Here is a 17,426-nt window from a genome sequence, read left to right as displayed (position 1 = left end):
TTACTCCCCCGGTGCATCAATGTTGTTGAGAAAGTAGTGCGGAATGCCAGCGTCCAGCCCCATCAGCCGCGCGGTCTGAGCGACCTGCTGCTGCGCGCTCACGCCCGCGTCATTGTGCAGACACCACGCCTGCTGCCACTGCCCGCGCTGGCGCGAGACAAAGATCGTCGACTGCTCATCACGCAGACAGAAGAGCGCATCGGCGGGCAGTGCGCCGCGCCAGGCGCGAAGCTTTTGGTGCAGCGCGACATGAATACCGCCCACACGCAGTTTCCATTTACGGGCGGTGAGCAGTAAGGCCTGCCAGAGTGCTTCATCAATGGCCGCCGCCAGCGCCGTTGCGCCGAACTGCACCGAGATAAAGGCGGTTTTACACGCCAGCACATGGCGCCAGAAGGGTTGCCTGGCGGCCTCGGTGGCGGCGAAGCTGCGTAACTCCTCCGGCGTGCTCAGCCCTGGCTGCCAGGGCACGGTAAAGTAGTGAATCCGGCTGCTGCTCAGGCAGAAGCTGAGCTTTCCCCACCAGGGCAATCCTGAGGTGTGGGCGCTTAACAGCTGGTCGAGTGCCTCATCCAGCGCGGTCTGTGCGGTTAACGCTTGTTCGCCAAGCACCCGGTTGCCCCGGCGCAGCACCAGCCGCTGCGGATGAATGTCGCACTGCAACTCAGGCGGGAGGAGTGATAACACGGTTGATCTCCGAAAAAGTGGTTTTGCCCTCCAGCACCGCGCGAATGGCAACGTTATGCAGCGGGACAAAGCCTTCTGCTAAAGCGATTTCGCGCATCTGGCGCACCGAGGCGCGCATCTGGAGCGCCTCTTTCATCCTGTCGCTGAACGGCAAAACTTCCGCCAGCGCCAGCCGGCCACGAAACCCGCTCTGCCGGCAGGCCGGGCAGCCGCGCCCTTTACGCCACACCGGCGTCAGCGTGTGTAGCGCGCTCTGCTGCCACTGATGAAGATCCTGCTCGCTCGGCTGCGTCTCCTCCAGGCACTGCGGGCAGATGCCGCGCACCAGCCGCTGCGCCAGCACGCCGCGCAGCGCGGAGAGCAGGCTGTTGGCATCGACGTTCATATAGAGAAAACGCTCCAGCACGCTAAAGACATCATTGGCGTGGACGGAGGAGAGCACCAGGTGACCGGTAAGCGCAGCCTGCACGGCGATACCGGCGGTTTCGCTGTCGCGGATCTCACCAACCAGAATGGTGTCAGGATCGTGGCGCAAAATAGCGCGCAGGCCGCGGGCAAAGGTCAGCCCTTTTTTGTCATTGACGGGAATTTGCAGCACATCGTTAAGCTGATACTCAACCGGATCTTCAATGGTGATGATCTTATTGTCGCCGGTGTTCAGCTCGCTCAGCGCCGCGTAAAGGGTGGTCGATTTGCCGCTGCCGGTCGGCCCGGTGACCAGCACCATGCCGTTCGGCTGGTGAGTTAACAGGCGGATTTCGCGCAGCGTATGGTCGTCAAAACCGAGCGTCTCCAGGCTCAGGGTGCTGCTGTGAGACTTGTCGAGTACGCGCAACACGGCATCTTCGCCATGAATACCCGGCACCACCGAGACACGAAAATCGACCGGTCGCTGGTGGATCATTGCCTTAAAGCGGCCATCCTGAGGAATACGCCGCTCCGAAATATCCATGCTGCTCAGCACTTTAATGCGCGAAATAATCTGACCGGACGCCTGGATACCAGGGCAGTGACGAATAGCGTGGATAACGCCATCAACGCGGTATTTGACCGCCAGGCCGTCCGGCGCGGCGCTAAGGTGGATATCGCTGGCGCGGCTCTGGATCGCATCATAGAGCGTGGCGTTAACCAGCTTAATGATCGGGTTGCTTTCACTGGCGATATTGCCGGGGGTGATCTCAAGGATCACCTCATCTTCGCCCTCTTCATTTGCCTGCTGTTCGAGCTGATCGAGCGTGCGCTGCTGGCGGGTCAGCGCCTCAAGCTGCTCGCGTAACCAGCCGGGTGAGGCAATGGCAAGCGTAACCGGCAGCCGCTGCGCCCACTGGCGTAGCGCCAGCGAAAAGGGATCGCTCAGCAGCAACCACTGGCGATCGCGCCAGCACACCGGCAGGACATGCATCGCCAGCGCGTCATTGAGGGGAATATGCTGAAAATCGACGGTAACCTCTTCCTCCGCCTCCGGGGCAAAGAGCGCGATGCCGAGTGCCGCGGCAAGCGCGGGCAGCGCGGTGGGCTCGGCGTCAATCAGCTTCTCAAACGCCTCGCTGCGCTGGGCTTCATCAACCGCCAGCAGGCCATCAATCAGGGTGGAAACTTCCGGCTGCGACATCATCAGGACATACTCCCGGCCATCTCAAAAATGGGCATATAGAGGAGAAACACCACCAAACCAACAATGCCGCCGACGATCATCATCAGTAACGGCTCAAAAATGCGGGTGAAGGTGTCGATGGCGCGCTCCAGCGCCTCGTCATAAAAGCCCGCAATGCGTTCGCACATACCGGCTAACTCCCCGCTGCGCTCGCCTACTTGCAGTAAACGCATCGCCACCGGGGTGGTTAAATGCTGGCTCTCCAGCGACTCCGAAACGCTCTTACCCGCCATCACATGCTCCACCACGGTGTTGAGCTGGGAGTGATGGCTGACCGGGATCACCGATTGCGCAAGGCGTAACGCGTGGGTAACCGGTACACCGCCATCAAGCAGCAGGCCGAGCGTGCGATAGAAACGCACCAGAATGGTGAGAAACTGCTGCTGGCGCAGCTGGGGGATTTTCATCGCGCCTCGCATCAATAGCTGTTTGGTCCAGCTCTGTTTACACACCACGATCAGCGCGCCGATGGTGGCAATAGTGCCCATTAACAGCTCCGGCCCCGACTGCTTAACCAACTGTCCCCACCATAAAATCAGCTCGGCGCTGCGGCTGAGGGTGTTCACCCCTTCAAACACCTGTGAAAAGCTGGGCACGATAAAACCCAGCAGGAAACAGACAATCAGCCCGCCAACCGTCAGCACAATCAGCGGGTAGGTTAAGGTGCCGCGAATGCGCTTACGCAGTTGCTCAAGGCGCTGTTCATAGAAGTGGTAGCGTTTCAGGGCGTTGGCCAACTGGCCAGTTTGTTCAGAAGAGGCGACGGTATTAACTAATAGCGGCGGAAAAATATCGGGCTGGGCGGCCATCGCCTGCGATAACTGGCTTCCGGCGTAGAGCTTCTCCAGCAGCCCCTCCAGCATCTCCAGCGCCTGTTCATCGCTTGAGCAGGCGCAGAGTGTCTCAATCGCTTCGGTTACCACCAGCCCGGCATCCAGCAGCGCCATCAGCTCCTGCGTAAAGAGCGTCAGCGAGACGCGCTTTGCCGGGTGCTGCACCTGTTGCGCCACACGCAGCACCACATAGCCTGCCTGTTGTAACTGGTGTCTGGCTGAAATGGGCGTATCGGCCTGGGTACGGATTTTTTTGCGTTTACCCTTTTCTAAATAGGTCACTTCCCAGGTGCTCATTTTTCCCATGCCGCGAACTCCTTATCGTTACTTTTCAGCCCCTGATAAATACGCGCCACTTTTTGGCTATAGCGCAGGCGTGCTAAATGCGTTTTCCTGTTACGGGCATTCCCGGCGTTATAGGCACCCACCGCTTCCCAGTTATAACCAAACTGGCGAATTTGCCCGGCCAGCACCCAGGCACCCGTTATTACGTTTTGGCAAGGGTTAGTAATAAGCGAGCGTGCGGTGATGTGATATTGCTTGAGCTGCGCAAAATGCTGGCTGTTGATCTGCATTAAGCCGACATCCGTGGAGCCATTACGATTTTTATGCACCACCGTTGCTGATAATCCCGATTCAACCACAGCGATCGCTTTTAATAATGCTGGCTCAATACCGTAACGCGCGCCTGCACGTTGCCAGCAATGGGCTTCAGCGCTATGCCCCGCCAGCAGAATGAGTACCAGCATTAGCCGAATCATTATCAGAAGCCGTAGACAATGGCCTTGCCATTATTATCAGTGGTAGAAATATCCACTTCGTATACGCTTTGCGATTGTCGACTCGGGTTATGCCACTGATACTCTTTGCCCCACGGATCATGAGGAATTTTTTGCGCCAGATAGGGGCCGTTCCAGTTATTGACGTTATCGGGCTTCTCAACCAGCACATTTAACCCTTCTGACTCTGAAGGATAACTGCCGGTATCCAGCCGATATTGCGTTAATGCATCCGCAAAGGCGTGCATCTGGCGTAACGCGGTTTTTTCTTTTGCCTGATCAACATTGGAAAATAATTTCGGGCCAACAAAGCCGGCCAGCAGCGCAATGATCATTAATACCACCAGCAGCTCAAGCAGTGTAAAACCCTGCTGCTGATTAATCCTAAGGCGTTGTTGATAATTCATGATTCACTTGCTCACTCAAAGAATTGCCGTTTACCGTGGCTATTCTCCCCCGATGCAACAGAGACGAAAGCTGATTGCTCCCGCGGCATTAAAGAATGCTCTACCCGCGCGCGGAAATCTCTTTTCCGTAAAAGGCCGCTGATTTTTCTTACTGGTCAGATAGAAATAACGTCAGGAACGCCGTATGGTGCTTTTGTACTCTTCATTCCTACAGGACGTTGGGAGGATAATTAATGCCAATTAATATATTGATTGCCGATGAGCATACGATAATACGCCGGGGGATGACCTCGATGATTAACTCTCTGAAGGCCAGTAATATCAACACAGAGAGATTAGATATAGAGGTTGTCGGCGACACACATGAACAAACAGAACTGCTAAATATTCTCGCAAATAAACAAGTTGATCTTCTTTTCCTCGGCTACGGACTGACCACAATAAAAACCGGAAGCCCCTTATCAGAATTAGATGGCATCGCGCTGGTAAAATGGATTTCAGGCCGCTATCCCAAAACAAAAATCATCTTCTTATCTCCGTATAACAACACCAATCTTATTCGAATTGCCCTCGAAGCCGGCGCCAAAGGGTATATCAGCCGCAATACCAGTGAGCGCACATTATGGCGCGCCATGGCCACTGTCTTAATGGATGAAGTCTATATTGAGCGCGGCTTAATGGACTCCCTTTTCCGCCGCGATGCCATCACGCCGCAGGAGCTTTCAACGCGCGAAAGTGAAGTACTGCGCCTGCTCTGCCGTGGTCTCTCATTAACCACCATCTCCAGGCGTATGAATATCAGCATTAAAACGGTGAGCGCGCATAAGCTGCGGGCGATGGCGAAACTGAACGTGCGAACCGACTGTCAGCTCTACTGCCTGCTGTTCCAGACGAGGATGTTTGATATCGCGATGTAACCGCAAGGCCAGCCATTTCACTTAACACCACCACTGCGCCAGCGTAATAAAACAAGGCCATCCACTTTGCTGTATGACCTTGTTTTTTCTTCCGCGCCTTATTTCACTTCGCTCCAGACTTCATGCTCGCCCGGCTGGTTGCCGCGCGTCCACCAGCGCGCCTGGTACGCTTTCCCGTCCCACGTCACCCGGTCGCCGCTAACGTAGATGGTGTCGTTATGCCACTGTGCCGGGAGATCGCTCTGCGGATCGTCATCCGGCGCAGGGGTGTTATGGCCACCGAAATCAACGTCAATCACGTTGTAAAAGGTCGCGCCCGTGTCGGCAACGTCCCAGGCGGCGAGGATCACATGGTAGCCCTGCCGTTCAGGCACCGTACACTCATGAGGCAAGTCCGGGCCGGTGCTGGGCTGAATGTTTTTCCCTTCAATGTGACAAAAAGGTTCTGTCTCAAAGGAGGCACGCGTCAGCGGCTGCGCGGGATCCCAGTCGCTTTTCGTCAGGTAGTAGTCCCACGATTTGGTTTTATGCGGCGCGGTATAGGTCCATGTGAAGGCATGTTTGCCTGCGCTGATGGGGTGTTTCGCCCAACGCATTTCACTCTGCTCATCCAGCCGGCCCATTGACGCTAACCCCGCGCTGGCGAGATGGCCATCCGCAGGCCCTTGATTCGCTGCGGGAAAGCCATCAGGCCCCTCAACGCTCTGCATCTCATACAGCGGACCGCTGCCGCACTCTTTATTTTGGTAACCCATATTGGCATTGCACATATAGGCGCGTGACGCCGGGAGAGAGACATAGCCATGCGCCAGCGCACCGCCTGCCATGCATAATGTAATAACCGCCAGGCCTAATTTCGAATAATTCATACGTACTCCGTTTATTAGCGAAATAAATCCACAGCGCTAAATTAATGGCTTATCACCCCGGCAGTAATATCAACCTTCTTTTATCCCTTCAGAGGCAGCGTAATAAAGCGAGGAAAATTCCCAGCCGGGATAAATAAAAAAGGCCGCAATGAAAATATTGCGGCCAAAACATCAAAAAGATTAACTCAACTAGAACTTACTCAACTACCTGCCACACTTCATTCGTGCCTGGCTCATTACCACGTGTCCACCAGCGTGCTTTATACTCCAGCCCTTTCCACGAGGCTTTATCGCCGCCGACATAAATCTTATCGCTCTGCCACTCGTCAGCAGCGACGGGATTATCCGGGATAGTGACGCTGCCCTCCTCCGGAACGTGCTTAATGGTCAACGTCAACGGCAGGGAGTCATGCACGCCATCGTTCACCGTCAGATTGAAGACCAGCGTGCTCTCCTGATCCGGCGCATTGAGCGTAAAGCTCGCTTTCTGCTGGTTAGCATTAGTCAGCGTCACATGCGGGCCAGAAACCTGCGTCCAGCTCCAGCTAAGCGCTGCACCCTCTGGATCTGTTGATGCCGAGCCATCAAGCACCACGGTTGCGGCGCCGGTCACCGTTTGCGGATAAACGGCGTTCGCCACGGGGATATGATTCTCCACCTGCGGTACGTCGCCGCCCGCCGCCTGTTTCATCTCATTAAGGTAGCTCACCTGGTCCGGGAAACTGAGCTGAACATTATTGGAGCCAAGCGCCCAAACGAAGACGCCGCCGTAACCCTGCTCTGCCTGCCAGGCCGCACGCGTCAGGTTATTCTCTTTGGATTCAACATAGCGGCCTTCCGGCCCCCACTGGGAGTTGATGGTATTGCCGAGAATAATCTTCTTCTTGTCGCCTACTGCACGCGCGTAGTTGGCCATCGCGACGTCATAGCGGAAACGCGGACCGGCGTCATAGGTCATGACATTAAAGAAGTCGAACACATCGCGCCCGGCGGTGAGCAGCCCCAGCACTTCGCCGTGATGCGCCGAACGGGCATCCTCAATAAACGAGCAGTTTTCCATCACCGATGGGCTGGCGCAGGATTCAGGATCGGCCCCGACGTGATAGGTAGTCAGGCTCAGCACTTTACCGCTGTTCGGCCCGAGCAGTGACTTAACGCGTTTTGCGAGGATCAGCAGGTTTTGGTTCTCCTGCGGCGTCAGGCGGGCCACTTTTTCATAGTCGAAATCGATGCCGTCCAGTTGAACCGTGCCTGCTTTCTGGAAACTCGCCATATTGCAGGTTTTATCCCAGTTGGCGCTTAAACAGCCGCCTACCATCTCTTCCGGCTTCATATCCTTTTTGTAAACCGGGAAGTCGGTTTTCAGCAGTTTAACCAGCCCCTGCGCAATCTTTTCGCGGCTCGCGGCATCGGCAATATAGCCCCACATTCTTTCATAGGTCTCCCCCCCGAAAGCCACCAGCATACGTTTAGAGGGCGCAGCCAGCTTGGTCTGCGTCCAGGAGGTGTAGGAAGGAGAGAGCCAATACGGGTCGTATTCAGCAGGTTTAATGATGTTGTCAGAAGAGGAGATCTCACCATTCTGATTCCAGCCGCCAAAAGAGAGGAAGAAAGTATCAACATTGGACTTCTCTAACTGGGTCGCGGCGTCCTGTGGAAGACCCCAGGATGTCAGGTAACTCATGATGCGGTTATTTTCAGCCGCTAACACAGATTGCGTCAGTAATACCGAGCCAATCAAGGCAGCTAAAGAGAGCTTTTTCAATGTAACCTCCTGTTACAGGTTAAGTAATTATTCTGTCCTCCATCTTAATCCCGGCCATTAATAATCCTATTAGCGCCCTCTTTTCCGGATTGAGAAGCGAGAGGTATTAACAAGGAAAATTCCTGGCAACAATCGATGCTATTTTTCACTCGCCAATAAGCACCGCGTTTATATTATCCATTGTGCAATATCCTGCTGGCTGCAGGGTTTAAATAAACAGCCATCCATTCCTGCGTTCTGGCACTGTTCAATAATTTCTTGCTGGGCAATAGCGGTAAAACCCAACAGCGTCGCACGGGTAATAGCCTGCTGCTGCTCCTGAAGACGAATGGTTTTCGCAAGCGTAAAGCCATCCATCAACGGCATATTGCAATCCATCAGAATGTAATCAAACGGTTTATGGGCATGCCACTTTGCCAGCGCCTCTTCTCCGCTTTGCGCTTCGATTACCTGGTGGCCGAGCAGTTCAAGCTGGTGGCGCAGCAGCAGCAGGTTTGGCCGGTAGTCATCAACAATCATCACCCGCCTGCCCGTGGCGGTCGAAACCGGTATATCGGGCAGGCTTCGCTGCACCGGATAAGGGTCCTGTGACGGCGGTAACGTGAGTTGCAGGGTGACGCAGGTGCCTTTGCCTGGCGTGCTGTTTAGGGTCAGTTTCCCCGCCATTAACTCGCACAACGCCCGGCAGATGGCGAGGCCCAGGCCTGAACCGTTTCGTGCACCATCCTCATCGGGGCCGAACTGTGCAAAAGGGGTAAAAAGCCGCGCCTGGTGCTCTGGCGCAATGCCCGGCCCGGTATCGGTGACGCTCAGCGAAACCGCAACCCGCTGTGCATCCCTTATCTGGTGGGAGAGCGTAATGCGGATCTCCCCTTCACGGGTAAATTTAATGGCGTTACTCACCAGGTTGGAGAGGATCTGCTTGTAGCGCCAGGGGTCAATCAGCACCGGACAACTCTCGCCGCCGACAACCGAAAACCGGAGAGCAAGTTGCTTCTGCTCGCTCGCCTCTTCAAAGAGCAGCACCACGGCGCGGGTCAGGCTAACTAACTCCTGCGCAGAGGGTTGAAGGGGCATATGACCCGACTCGATGCGCGACATATCAAGCACATCACCGACTAACGCCAGTAGATCTTTTGCCGCGCCGTGCGCCACCTCCAGCATCGGCTGGGCATGTTGCGTCTGCGCATTCTGTTTAATTTGTAGCTCAAGAATGCCCAGAATCGCATTGAGCGGCGTGCGGATTTCATGGCTCACCATGGCGAGGAAGTGAGTTTTCGCAAGCGTTGAGGCCACACTCTGGTTACGCCTGCGGATGCGCAGTGCCAGCCCGCAAACCAGCAGCAGCACGCCGATAAAAATGGAGCTCAGTAAACCCGCATAGTGCCCGCGCGCAGAGGTGGCGGCACATGCTGGCAGAGAGAAGCTAAAAAGCCCCGGCATATAAGCAAGCCATAAGAGGCGATAACGAGAAGTGCTGCGCATCATCTGCTCCGCGTTAAACAAGTCACCATTAACAGCAGGGAGAGCTGTTTAACCGTCGGCACCACATTAACGTTGCGCGGGTAACAGCCCCTTACATTGACGAAGCGACGCAAACAGCACGGAAATAAAATTGATGCGCATCTTTTCGCTCTCCTGCGCGCTTATGACCCCGTTATCCAGCAGCGCGGGCAGGCGCTCCATAATGATGCAGCTTCGTCTGGCGTGGCTCATGCCCAGCAGATACCAGGAGGATTTCATTCGGTGGGCGATCTCAGCGATTGCCGTGAACGGTGCCTGCGCAGGCAGGCTGGCGAGGTGCTGGATGTCGTCATTAAGTGTCTGAATAAGTACCGGCATCATCGCGTCAACCACCGCCTGCTGCCCGCCTGCCAGCGCGTTTAACTCGCTGAGGTTCAGCACCTGTGGCGCGCTCATGGGCAAGGTTTCGGTTATCGGTAAAGGAAGAAGCCTGTCAAAACCATTAAGACGCAGCAGAGAGCTATTAAAGGTTTCCGGGGTCGCGCTGCAGGCCAGCAACAGCGGCGGCGGAGCAAAGGTGCCGATCAGCCCGGCCGCCAGCACCCTGTCGATAAGCATCAGGCCCGGAGTGGGTTGACGGGTTAAATCAATGAGTAAGGCGTTCCAGTGTCGGGAGCGCAGCGCGCAAATGGCAGATTCACCCTCAATGACGTCAATCTTATTAAGAACATCTTGCTTGCACTGCTGCGTTAAGTGCCGCTGTTGCGACGGGTCAAAGGTGACGAGCAGGTTTGCTGGCTTCTTCATCTTTCTGTCGGTAATCAGCTGACCAGCCCAAGCTGTTGCAGCTGTTGATAGAGCTCATATTCGGAGGTGACGCCGAGCTTACGCATCGCGCTCTTTTTTTGTGCGCTGACGGTCTGTTTGGTGCGGTTAAGGCGGGTGCTGATATCGCTCACCGTTAAGCCGCGCAGCAGCAGACGCAGCACTTCACTCTCTTTTGGCGTCAGGCTGATGCCGCTCAAGGCCGGTGCGTCGGCGGAGGGTTTGCTGGATGCAAATGCGCCGGTAAGCCCTTTGATAAAATGTACCAGCTCCGTTGAGAGACCCGCTTTGCTGAGCACGCCGTGTACGCCGAGTTGCCGTAACGCGCGCTCAATTCCGGGGTTGTTGATCATTGTCACTACAATAATCACCAGTGCGGGCCAGCGCCGCTTTATTAGCTGCATAAGCGCAAGCCCATCGTTATATTTATCCCCCGGCATACTGAAATCGGTAATCAGAATATCGATATCATCACGTTCGAGTTTGCTTATTACGTCATCAGTGGTGAGCGCTTCGTCAGCAATGTGATATTGCCCGGAAAGCGGTGAGAGTAATGCGCGCAGTCCCATTAAATAGATGGGGTGATCGTCTGCTATCAGGATCTTTTTTTCCATTACCATGCTTACGGATGTTGAGGTGGCATCGTCGTTACGAGAGTGGCGGCTACTCTAGCAAAAACCTCCCGGCGGAGGGTGAATATTTATTAGTAATAACGCAAGAAAAGTGAATAAAATTGCATAAATAATACATATAACAAATAAAAATAATTAACCAATAAACACTACGTATATTTCAGGCAAAAAAAACCGCAACTTTACGCTGCGGTTTTTTATTATTGCTCGTTTGTTACGGCAGAATCGAGGGCTGATCCGCCCCCTCTTTTTCCACTTTCTGCTGCAGGAGATGCTCGCGCTTCATCCCAAGTTTCAGCGCCAGCGCTGAAGCAACATAGATAGAAGAGGCCGTACCGATAGAGACACCGATCAGCATCGTCAGCGAGAAGCCTTTCAGCATCGCGCCACCGAAGAGATAGAGCATCAGGATCACCACCAGCGTTGTGCCGGAGGTGATCAAGGTACGATGCAGCGTCTGCGTCAGCGAGATGTTGAAGATCTCATACGGCGTACCGCGACGGATCTTACGGAAGTTCTCACGGATACGGTCCGATACCACGATACTGTCGTTGAGCGAGTAACCGATCACCGACATCAGCGAGGCCACGATGGTCAGATCAACCTCAATCTGGAACAGCGACAGCACGCCCATGGTAATGATGACGTCGTGCGCCAGCGCAATAACCACGCCCGCCGCCAGACGCCATTCAAAACGGAAACCGACATAGACAAGGATGCTGATCAGCGCTACCAGCAGCGCCATGCCGCCGGTTTGTGCCAGATCCGCGCCCACGCTCGGGCCGACAAACTCAATACGCTTCACGGCGGCATTCTGGCTGGTCGCTTCATTGATCACGCTAACCACTTTGCTGCCCAGCAGCTGCCCGCCGTTATCGCTCTGCGCAGGTGGCATGCGTACCATGATGTCACGGCTGCTACCGAAGTTCTGCAACAGTGGATCCTGGAAGCCCGCTTTCTCCAGCGCTTCGCGCATCACGTCCATATCTGCCGGTTTTTCCAGCGAGATTTCGATGACCGTACCGCCGGTAAAATCCAGGCCCCAGTTAAAGCCGCGAACACCCATCACAACGATGGAGAGGATCAGCAGCGCGCCGGAAATGATAAAAGCCCAGTTGTCCCAGCGCATAAAGTCCCAGACTTTACGGCCATGGTTCAATTGTTCAACAGTATAATCCTGTGCCACAACGCACTCCTCAGATAGACAGCTTGTTAATGCGTTTGCCGCCGTACAACAGGTTGACGATGGCACGGGTACCGACAATAGCGGTGAACATGGACGTCGCCACACCGATACCGGTGGTGATTGCAAAGCCTTTGATTGAGCCAGTACCGACCGCGTAAAGGATAAGCACTTTGATCAACGTGGTGATGTTGGCATCGAAAATGGACGAGAACGCGCCCTGATAACCTTCGTGAATCGCCTGCTGTACGGATCGCCCGTTGCTCAGCTCTTCTTTAATACGTTCGTTTATCAGTACGTTAGCATCCACCGCTACCGCAAGGGTTAGCACGATCCCCGCAATCCCTGGCATGGTCAGCGTTGCACCAGGCAACAGGGACATAATGCCGACAATCAGCACCAGGTTCGCCAGCAGCGCTGAAGTCGCGATCAGGCCAAACTTCTTATAGAAGAAGAGCATGAAGATGATCGACACTGCCAGACCGGCCAGACACGCTTCCAGACCCTGAGTGATGTTCTGCGCCCCAAGGGTTGGACCGATGGTACGCTCTTCCACGATCTGAATCGGCGCAATCAACGCACCTGCGCGCAGCAGCAGTGAAAGCTGACGTGCTTCGTTGGCGTTTTCGATACCGGTAATACGGAAGCTGTTACCAAGGCGAGACTGGATGTTGGCGATGTTGATCACCTCTTCCTGCTTCACCAGTACCGAACGACCGTTGGCATCTTTTTTACCGCTGTCTTTGTACTCCACAAACAGGGTCGCCATCGGTTTATTGATGTTGTCCTTGGTGAAGTTAGACATGATGTTACCGCCCGCGCTGTCCAGTGAAATGTTCACCTGCGGCACGTTGTACTCATCCATACTGGAGGTTGAGTCGGTAATGTGGTCGCCGGTGAGGATCACGCGTTTGTAGAGCACAACTGGCCGCCCATCACGTGTCTCTTTCACTTCGGAATCACCCGGAATACGACCATTTGCCGCAGCGGAAGCATCGACATTGGTGTTAACCAGACGGAACTCAAGCGTTGCGGTCGCGCCAAGGATCTCTTTCGCGCGCGCCGTATCCTGAATACCCGGCAGTTCAACCACGATGCGGTCAGCGCCCTGGCGCTGCACCAGCGGCTCGGCAACGCCAAGCTGGTTGACACGGTTACGCAGGATATTGATGTTCTGCTGAACAGCATATTCACGGGCTTCGCTCAGGCGCGCATCGCTCATCACCACGCGCAGCACGTTATCGCCCTGATTAGAGAAGACGAGATCGCGATGACGGCCGGTCAGGTAGGTATTCGCCTGGTCGCGCGCCGCGCTGTCGCGGAACTGAATGCTAAGACCATAGTTATCTTCCTTACGCACGGTGGAGTAAGGAATGCCTTTTTCCCGCAGATCGCTGCGCAGGCTGTCGATATTCTGTTCCTGCAATTTGCCCAGTGCCGTTTGCATATCCACTTCCATCAGGAAGTGAACCCCGCCACGCAAGTCGAGGCCGAGTTTCATCGGTTCCGCTTTCAGGAGGGAGAGCCAGCGAGGCGTTGCCGGTGCGAGGTTGAGCGCGACAACATACTTGTCGCCTAATGCGCTAAGCAGGACTTCGCGGGCGCGCAGCTGGGTGTCGGTCGATTCAAAGCGAGCAAGTACCGTGCCCTCTTCCATCGCCACAGATTTCCAGCTGATCTTTTCTTTTGTTAGTTCGTTCCGGACCTGGATCAGAGTTTGTTCGCTGGCGGCGACACCGCGCGCGCCAGAGATCTGAACAGCCGGATCCTCACCATAGAGGTTGGGAAGTGCGTAAAGCAGGCCGACGATAAGGACGACGACCAGCATGATGTACTTCCACAAAGGATAACGGTTTAACACGGCAGTTCCCTTTGGGAAAAACGAAAATTACAGCGCCTTCATGGTGCCTTTCGGCAGAACGGCAGCTACGAAGTCACGTTTGATTACCACTTCAGTGGTGTCGTTCAGTGCGATAGCAATGTAGCCGGTTTCCGCTACTTTGGTTACGCGCCCAACCAGGCCACCGTTGGTCAGCACTTCATCGCCTTTCGCGATGGAGTCCATCAGCTTTTTATGCTCTTTGGTACGTTTTTGCTGCGGGCGCAGGATCATGAAATAGAAAATCAGACCAAATACTACCAGCATCAGGATCAGAGACATCGGGCTGCCCTGTGACGGTGCGCCTGCTGCCGCTACCGCGTCAGAAATAAAAAAGCTCATTCAAATTCCCTCATTATTAAATTAATCAACGTTCAAAGGTGGAACCGGTCGACCCTGACGCTGGTAAAAATCTGCTACGAAGCTCTCTAATTTACCCTCTTCAATAGCCTTGCGTAAACCAGCCATTAAGCGCTGATAGTAGCGCAGGTTATGAATGGTATTGAGACGCGCGCCCAGTATTTCGTTGCAACGATCGAGATGATGCAAGTAGGCGAGCGAATAATTGCGACAGGTGTAGCAATCACACTCGGCATCGAGCGGGCTGGTGTCGCTCTTATATTTTGCGTTACGGATTTTCACCACGCCGTTGGTTACGAACAGGTGGCCGTTACGCGCGTTACGCGTCGGCATGACGCAGTCGAACATGTCGATGCCGCGACGCACGCCTTCGACCAGATCTTCCGGTTTACCTACGCCCATCAGGTAACGCGGTTTGTCTGCGGGGATCTGCGGACAGACGTGCTCCAGAATGCGGTGCATATCCTCTTTCGGTTCGCCCACAGCAAGACCGCCGACAGCGTAGCCATCAAAGCCTATCTCTACCAGACCTTTGACGGAGATATCGCGTAAATCTTCGTAAACACTGCCCTGAATAATGCCGAACAGCGCGTTTTTGTTGCCAAGCCCGTCAAAGCGGTCGCGGCTACGTTTTGCCCAGCGCAGAGACATCTCCATTGAGCGTTTGGCGTAATCCCAATCCGCCGGGTACGGCGTACACTCGTCAAAGATCATCACGATATCGGAGCCGAGATCGTACTGAATCTCCATCGACTTTTCCGGATCGAGGAAGATCGGATCGCCATTGATCGGGTTACGGAAGTGAACGCCCGCTTCGGTGATTTTGCGGATATCGCCGAGGCTGAACACCTGGAAGCCGCCGGAATCGGTAAGGATTGGCCCTTTCCACTGCATAAAGTCGTGCAGATCGCCGTGCAGCTTCATGATCTCCTGGCCGGGACGCAGCCAGAGGTGAAAGGTGTTACCCAGAATGATCTGCGCACCGGTGGCTTCGACCTCTTCCGGGGTCATCCCTTTCACGGTGCCGTAGGTGCCAACAGGCATAAACGCCGGCGTTTCAACCACGCCGCGCTCAAACACCAGCCGGCCGCGGCGGGCGCGTCCGTCGGTGGTATCCAGTTCGAATTTCATCTTTTCTCCAACACCAGATAGACAGTCTGATGATTACTCTCTGTTGCGGATTCACTCCACAACCTCGAATTGACCAATCCGCACGCAAGGCGTTATTGGCGCAGCCACTCTGGACGCGGGCACTGCCCGGGTCCAGAAGGGCACGTAAAATAGCCCTGTTAAGGGCGCTCTAAAATCGCCTGCGGATTGTACGTGATAAACATCGCGTCCCCGTAACTAAAAAAGCGATATTTTTCAGCAACTGCGGCGCGGTACGCATTCATGGTGTGTTGATACCCGGCAAACGCAGAGACCAGCATGATCAGCGTCGATTCCGGCAGGTGGAAGTTGGTCACCAGCGCATCAATCACTTTGTATTGATAGCCCGGATAGATAAAGATTTGCGTGTCGCCGAAGAAGGGTTCGATCAGATCCGCTTTTGCCGCCTGTGCGGCGCTCTCAAGCGATCGCACGGAGGTCGTGCCGACTGCCACGACGCGGTTGCCGCGCGCTTTTGCCGCCAGCACCGCATCAACCACCTCTTGCGGCACTTCGGCATATTCGGAGTGCATGATGTGATCTTCGATGCTATCAACGCGCACCGGCTGGAAGGTGCCGGCACCGACGTGCAGCGTGACAAAAGCCATTTCAATGCCTTTCTTGCGCAGGCGCTCAAGCAGCGGCTCATCAAAGTGCAGGCCTGCGGTCGGCGCGGCAACGGCACCAGGCTTCTGGCTATAGACCGTTTGATAGAGTTCGCGGTCGGCGTCTTCATCCGGGCGATCGATATAGGGCGGCAGCGGCATATGGCCGATGGTGTTGAGAATATCGAGCACCGGGCGCTCATCGTGGAATTCCACTTCAAACAGCGCGTCGTGGCGGGCGACCATGGTAGCCTGAATATCTTCCGCGTCGCCCAGCAGCAGCTCGGCACCCGGCTTCGGCGCTTTTGAGGCGCGAATATGTGCCAGAATACGTTTATCGTCGAGCATGCGCTCAACCAGCACTTCAATCTTGCCGCCGCTGGCTTTACGCCCGAACAGACGCGCCGGAATAACGCGGGTGTTGTTGAACACCAGCAGGTCGCCCGGGTTGAGCTTATCGAGCAGATCGGTGAAAGTACCGTGCGTCAGCGCGCCTGTTGGGCCATCCAGCGACAGTAAGCGACAGCTGCTGCGCTCAGGCTGTGGATAGTGGGCAATCAGGGATTCGGGTAACTCAAAGGAGAAATCGGTAACGCGCATGACACTGACTCGAGACATAAAATAAGAGGCGGGTAGTCTAGTGCCCACGCCCCTTCGCTGCAACCGTTAGCCGCTTTTGGATAAATAATAGAGATGAATTTTTTAGCACACCTGCACCTTGCCCACCTGGCGAACAGCTCCCTTGCCGGTAACCTGCTGGCGGATTTTGTTCGCGGCAACCCGGAAAACCTCTATGCACCGGAGGTAGTGGCGGGGATCCATATGCATCGCCGTATTGATGTGCTGACCGACAATCTGCCGGAGGTGAAGGTCGCCCGCGAGTGGTTTCGCCCCGAAACCCGGCGGGTTGCACCGATTACGCTTGATGTGATGTGGGACCACTTCCTCTCGCGCCACTGGGCAAAGGTTTCGCCCGATATCGAACTGGTGGATTTTATCCGCTACGCCCATTCGCAGGTGGCAACTATTCTGCCCGATTCGCCGCCGCGTTTTATCAATCTGAACAATTACTTATGGTCGGAGCGCTGGATGGAGCGCTACGGCGAAATGGCGTTTATCCAGAATGTGCTCAACGGCATGGCGAGCCGCCGTCCGCGGCTGGAGGCGTTGCGTGACTCATGGCTGGATCTTGATGCCAATTATCACGCGCTGGAAACGCAGTTCTGGACGTTTTACCCACGCATGATGGCGCAGGCGCAGGCGGGGACGTTGTAAACATCGTCACGTTTGGCATGGCATTGCCGGATGGCGGCTTACGTCTTATCCGGCCTACGGGTTGGGTGCGATCTGCATCGCCGGATGGCGGCTCGCGCCTTATCCGGCCTACGGGTTAAGTGCGGTCTGCATTGCCGGATGGC

Annotated in this window: 17 protein-coding genes; 2 read left to right on the top strand and 15 right to left on the bottom strand. The window is 55.2% G+C overall.

Annotated elements, in window-relative coordinates; translation table 11 throughout:
* Genes SOM48_RS15655 through gspG form a run of 5 tightly spaced genes read right to left on the bottom strand, consistent with a single transcriptional unit; the run spans nucleotide 1 to nucleotide 4,360 of the window.
* The gene (locus SOM48_RS15655) at nucleotides 1-687 is read right to left on the bottom strand and encodes a hypothetical protein (RefSeq protein WP_139567035.1); all 687 of its coding nucleotides are present in this window, start codon (nucleotides 685-687) and stop codon (nucleotides 1-3) included.
* Complete coding sequence (locus tag SOM48_RS15650) at nucleotides 665-2,302, bottom strand: GspE/PulE family protein (protein ID WP_320512291.1); 1,638 nt, start codon at nucleotides 2,300-2,302, stop codon at nucleotides 665-667. Before SOM48_RS15650 ends, SOM48_RS15655 begins: the two co-directional genes overlap by 23 nt.
* Nucleotides 2,302-3,480 (bottom strand): type II secretion system F family protein, encoded by a 1,179-nt coding sequence (locus SOM48_RS15645; RefSeq protein ID WP_312278205.1) that lies wholly within the window; start codon nucleotides 3,478-3,480, stop codon nucleotides 2,302-2,304. The genes SOM48_RS15650 and SOM48_RS15645 overlap by 1 nt, the downstream gene beginning before the upstream one ends.
* Nucleotides 3,468-3,923 (bottom strand): transglycosylase SLT domain-containing protein, encoded by a 456-nt coding sequence (locus tag SOM48_RS15640; RefSeq protein WP_232374435.1) that lies wholly within the window; start codon nucleotides 3,921-3,923, stop codon nucleotides 3,468-3,470. Before SOM48_RS15640 ends, SOM48_RS15645 begins: the two co-directional genes overlap by 13 nt.
* Before the next feature lie 14 nt (nucleotides 3,924-3,937).
* Nucleotides 3,938-4,360, bottom strand: coding sequence for a type II secretion system major pseudopilin GspG (gene gspG / locus SOM48_RS15635; RefSeq protein ID WP_042712149.1), 423 nt, complete (start codon nucleotides 4,358-4,360; stop codon nucleotides 3,938-3,940).
* A gap of 233 nt (nucleotides 4,361-4,593) precedes the next feature.
* On the opposite strand from gspG, the gene SOM48_RS15630 reads away from it, so the two are divergent.
* Complete coding sequence (locus tag SOM48_RS15630; protein WP_034814117.1) at nucleotides 4,594-5,277, top strand: LuxR C-terminal-related transcriptional regulator; 684 nt, start codon at nucleotides 4,594-4,596, stop codon at nucleotides 5,275-5,277.
* 98 nt (nucleotides 5,278-5,375) lie between these two features.
* Here SOM48_RS15630 and SOM48_RS15625 read toward each other — a convergent pair whose 3' ends face one another.
* The 10 genes from SOM48_RS15625 to queA form a co-directional block, all read right to left on the bottom strand.
* A complete protein-coding gene (locus SOM48_RS15625; RefSeq protein ID WP_076769463.1) occupies nucleotides 5,376-6,146 on the bottom strand; it encodes a lytic polysaccharide monooxygenase in 771 nt (256 codons plus the stop codon).
* 196 nt (nucleotides 6,147-6,342) lie between these two features.
* A complete protein-coding gene (locus SOM48_RS15620) occupies nucleotides 6,343-7,911 on the bottom strand; it encodes a glycosyl hydrolase family 18 protein (protein ID WP_054804381.1) in 1,569 nt (522 codons plus the stop codon).
* Nucleotides 7,912-8,079: 168 nt separating this feature from the next.
* Nucleotides 8,080-9,399, bottom strand: a complete 1,320-nt coding sequence (locus SOM48_RS15615) for an ATP-binding protein (protein ID WP_320512290.1) — start codon at nucleotides 9,397-9,399, stop codon at nucleotides 8,080-8,082.
* Nucleotides 9,400-9,462: 63 nt separating this feature from the next.
* Nucleotides 9,463-10,182: an Hpt domain-containing protein gene (locus SOM48_RS15610; protein WP_320512289.1), complete on the bottom strand. Its 720-nt coding sequence runs from the start codon at nucleotides 10,180-10,182 to the stop codon at nucleotides 9,463-9,465.
* Between the two features lie 14 nt (nucleotides 10,183-10,196).
* Nucleotides 10,197-10,814 (bottom strand): response regulator, encoded by a 618-nt coding sequence (locus tag SOM48_RS15605; RefSeq protein ID WP_320512288.1) that lies wholly within the window; start codon nucleotides 10,812-10,814, stop codon nucleotides 10,197-10,199.
* A 232-nt stretch (nucleotides 10,815-11,046) separates the two neighbouring features.
* Nucleotides 11,047-12,018: a protein translocase subunit SecF gene (secF, locus tag SOM48_RS15600; protein WP_023481942.1), complete on the bottom strand. Its 972-nt coding sequence runs from the start codon at nucleotides 12,016-12,018 to the stop codon at nucleotides 11,047-11,049.
* Between the two features lie 10 nt (nucleotides 12,019-12,028).
* Nucleotides 12,029-13,876, bottom strand: a complete 1,848-nt coding sequence (gene secD, locus SOM48_RS15595) for a protein translocase subunit SecD (protein WP_076769460.1) — start codon at nucleotides 13,874-13,876, stop codon at nucleotides 12,029-12,031.
* A 27-nt stretch (nucleotides 13,877-13,903) separates the two neighbouring features.
* Complete coding sequence (gene yajC / locus SOM48_RS15590; protein WP_023481946.1) at nucleotides 13,904-14,236, bottom strand: preprotein translocase subunit YajC; 333 nt, start codon at nucleotides 14,234-14,236, stop codon at nucleotides 13,904-13,906.
* Between the two features lie 21 nt (nucleotides 14,237-14,257).
* Entirely contained in the window at nucleotides 14,258-15,385 is a 1,128-nt protein-coding gene (gene tgt, locus SOM48_RS15585) for a tRNA guanosine(34) transglycosylase Tgt (RefSeq protein ID WP_023481912.1), read from the bottom strand.
* A gap of 158 nt (nucleotides 15,386-15,543) precedes the next feature.
* Nucleotides 15,544-16,608: a tRNA preQ1(34) S-adenosylmethionine ribosyltransferase-isomerase QueA gene (gene queA / locus SOM48_RS15580; protein WP_320512287.1), complete on the bottom strand. Its 1,065-nt coding sequence runs from the start codon at nucleotides 16,606-16,608 to the stop codon at nucleotides 15,544-15,546.
* Nucleotides 16,609-16,701: 93 nt separating this feature from the next.
* Here queA and acpH point away from each other — a divergent pair, with 93 nt between their 5' ends.
* Nucleotides 16,702-17,283, top strand: a complete 582-nt coding sequence (acpH, locus tag SOM48_RS15575) for an ACP phosphodiesterase (RefSeq protein ID WP_128483529.1) — start codon at nucleotides 16,702-16,704, stop codon at nucleotides 17,281-17,283.
* Nucleotides 17,284-17,426 lie beyond the last annotated feature (143 nt).

Origin of the sequence: Kosakonia sp. CFBP8986 (genome assembly GCF_034044935.1) — a bacterium.
GTDB lineage: Bacteria > Pseudomonadota > Gammaproteobacteria > Enterobacterales > Enterobacteriaceae > Kosakonia > Kosakonia cowanii.
Note: the sequence above shows the minus strand (reverse complement) of the source record. Positions and strands in the feature narration are given on the sequence as shown.

Coding starts and splice junctions, on each gene's coding strand:
- queA (WP_320512287.1), bottom strand. CDS start 16,608: ATGCGCGTTACCGATTTCTCCTTTGAGTTACCCGAATCCCTGATTGCC.
- SOM48_RS15615 (WP_320512290.1), bottom strand. CDS start 9,399: ATGATGCGCAGCACTTCTCGTTATCGCCTCTTATGGCTTGCTTATATG.
- SOM48_RS15650 (WP_320512291.1), bottom strand. CDS start 2,302: ATGATGTCGCAGCCGGAAGTTTCCACCCTGATTGATGGCCTGCTGGCG.
- acpH (WP_128483529.1), top strand. CDS start 16,702: ATGAATTTTTTAGCACACCTGCACCTTGCCCACCTGGCGAACAGCTCC.
- SOM48_RS15605 (WP_320512288.1), bottom strand. CDS start 10,814: ATGGAAAAAAAGATCCTGATAGCAGACGATCACCCCATCTATTTAATG.
- SOM48_RS15610 (WP_320512289.1), bottom strand. CDS start 10,182: ATGAAGAAGCCAGCAAACCTGCTCGTCACCTTTGACCCGTCGCAACAG.
- SOM48_RS15630 (WP_034814117.1), top strand. CDS start 4,594: ATGCCAATTAATATATTGATTGCCGATGAGCATACGATAATACGCCGG.
- tgt (WP_023481912.1), bottom strand. CDS start 15,385: ATGAAATTCGAACTGGATACCACCGACGGACGCGCCCGCCGCGGCCGG.
- yajC (WP_023481946.1), bottom strand. CDS start 14,236: ATGAGCTTTTTTATTTCTGACGCGGTAGCGGCAGCAGGCGCACCGTCA.
- SOM48_RS15645 (WP_312278205.1), bottom strand. CDS start 3,480: ATGGGAAAAATGAGCACCTGGGAAGTGACCTATTTAGAAAAGGGTAAA.
- gspG (WP_042712149.1), bottom strand. CDS start 4,360: ATGAATTATCAACAACGCCTTAGGATTAATCAGCAGCAGGGTTTTACA.
- SOM48_RS15640 (WP_232374435.1), bottom strand. CDS start 3,923: ATGCTGGTACTCATTCTGCTGGCGGGGCATAGCGCTGAAGCCCATTGC.
- SOM48_RS15625 (WP_076769463.1), bottom strand. CDS start 6,146: ATGAATTATTCGAAATTAGGCCTGGCGGTTATTACATTATGCATGGCA.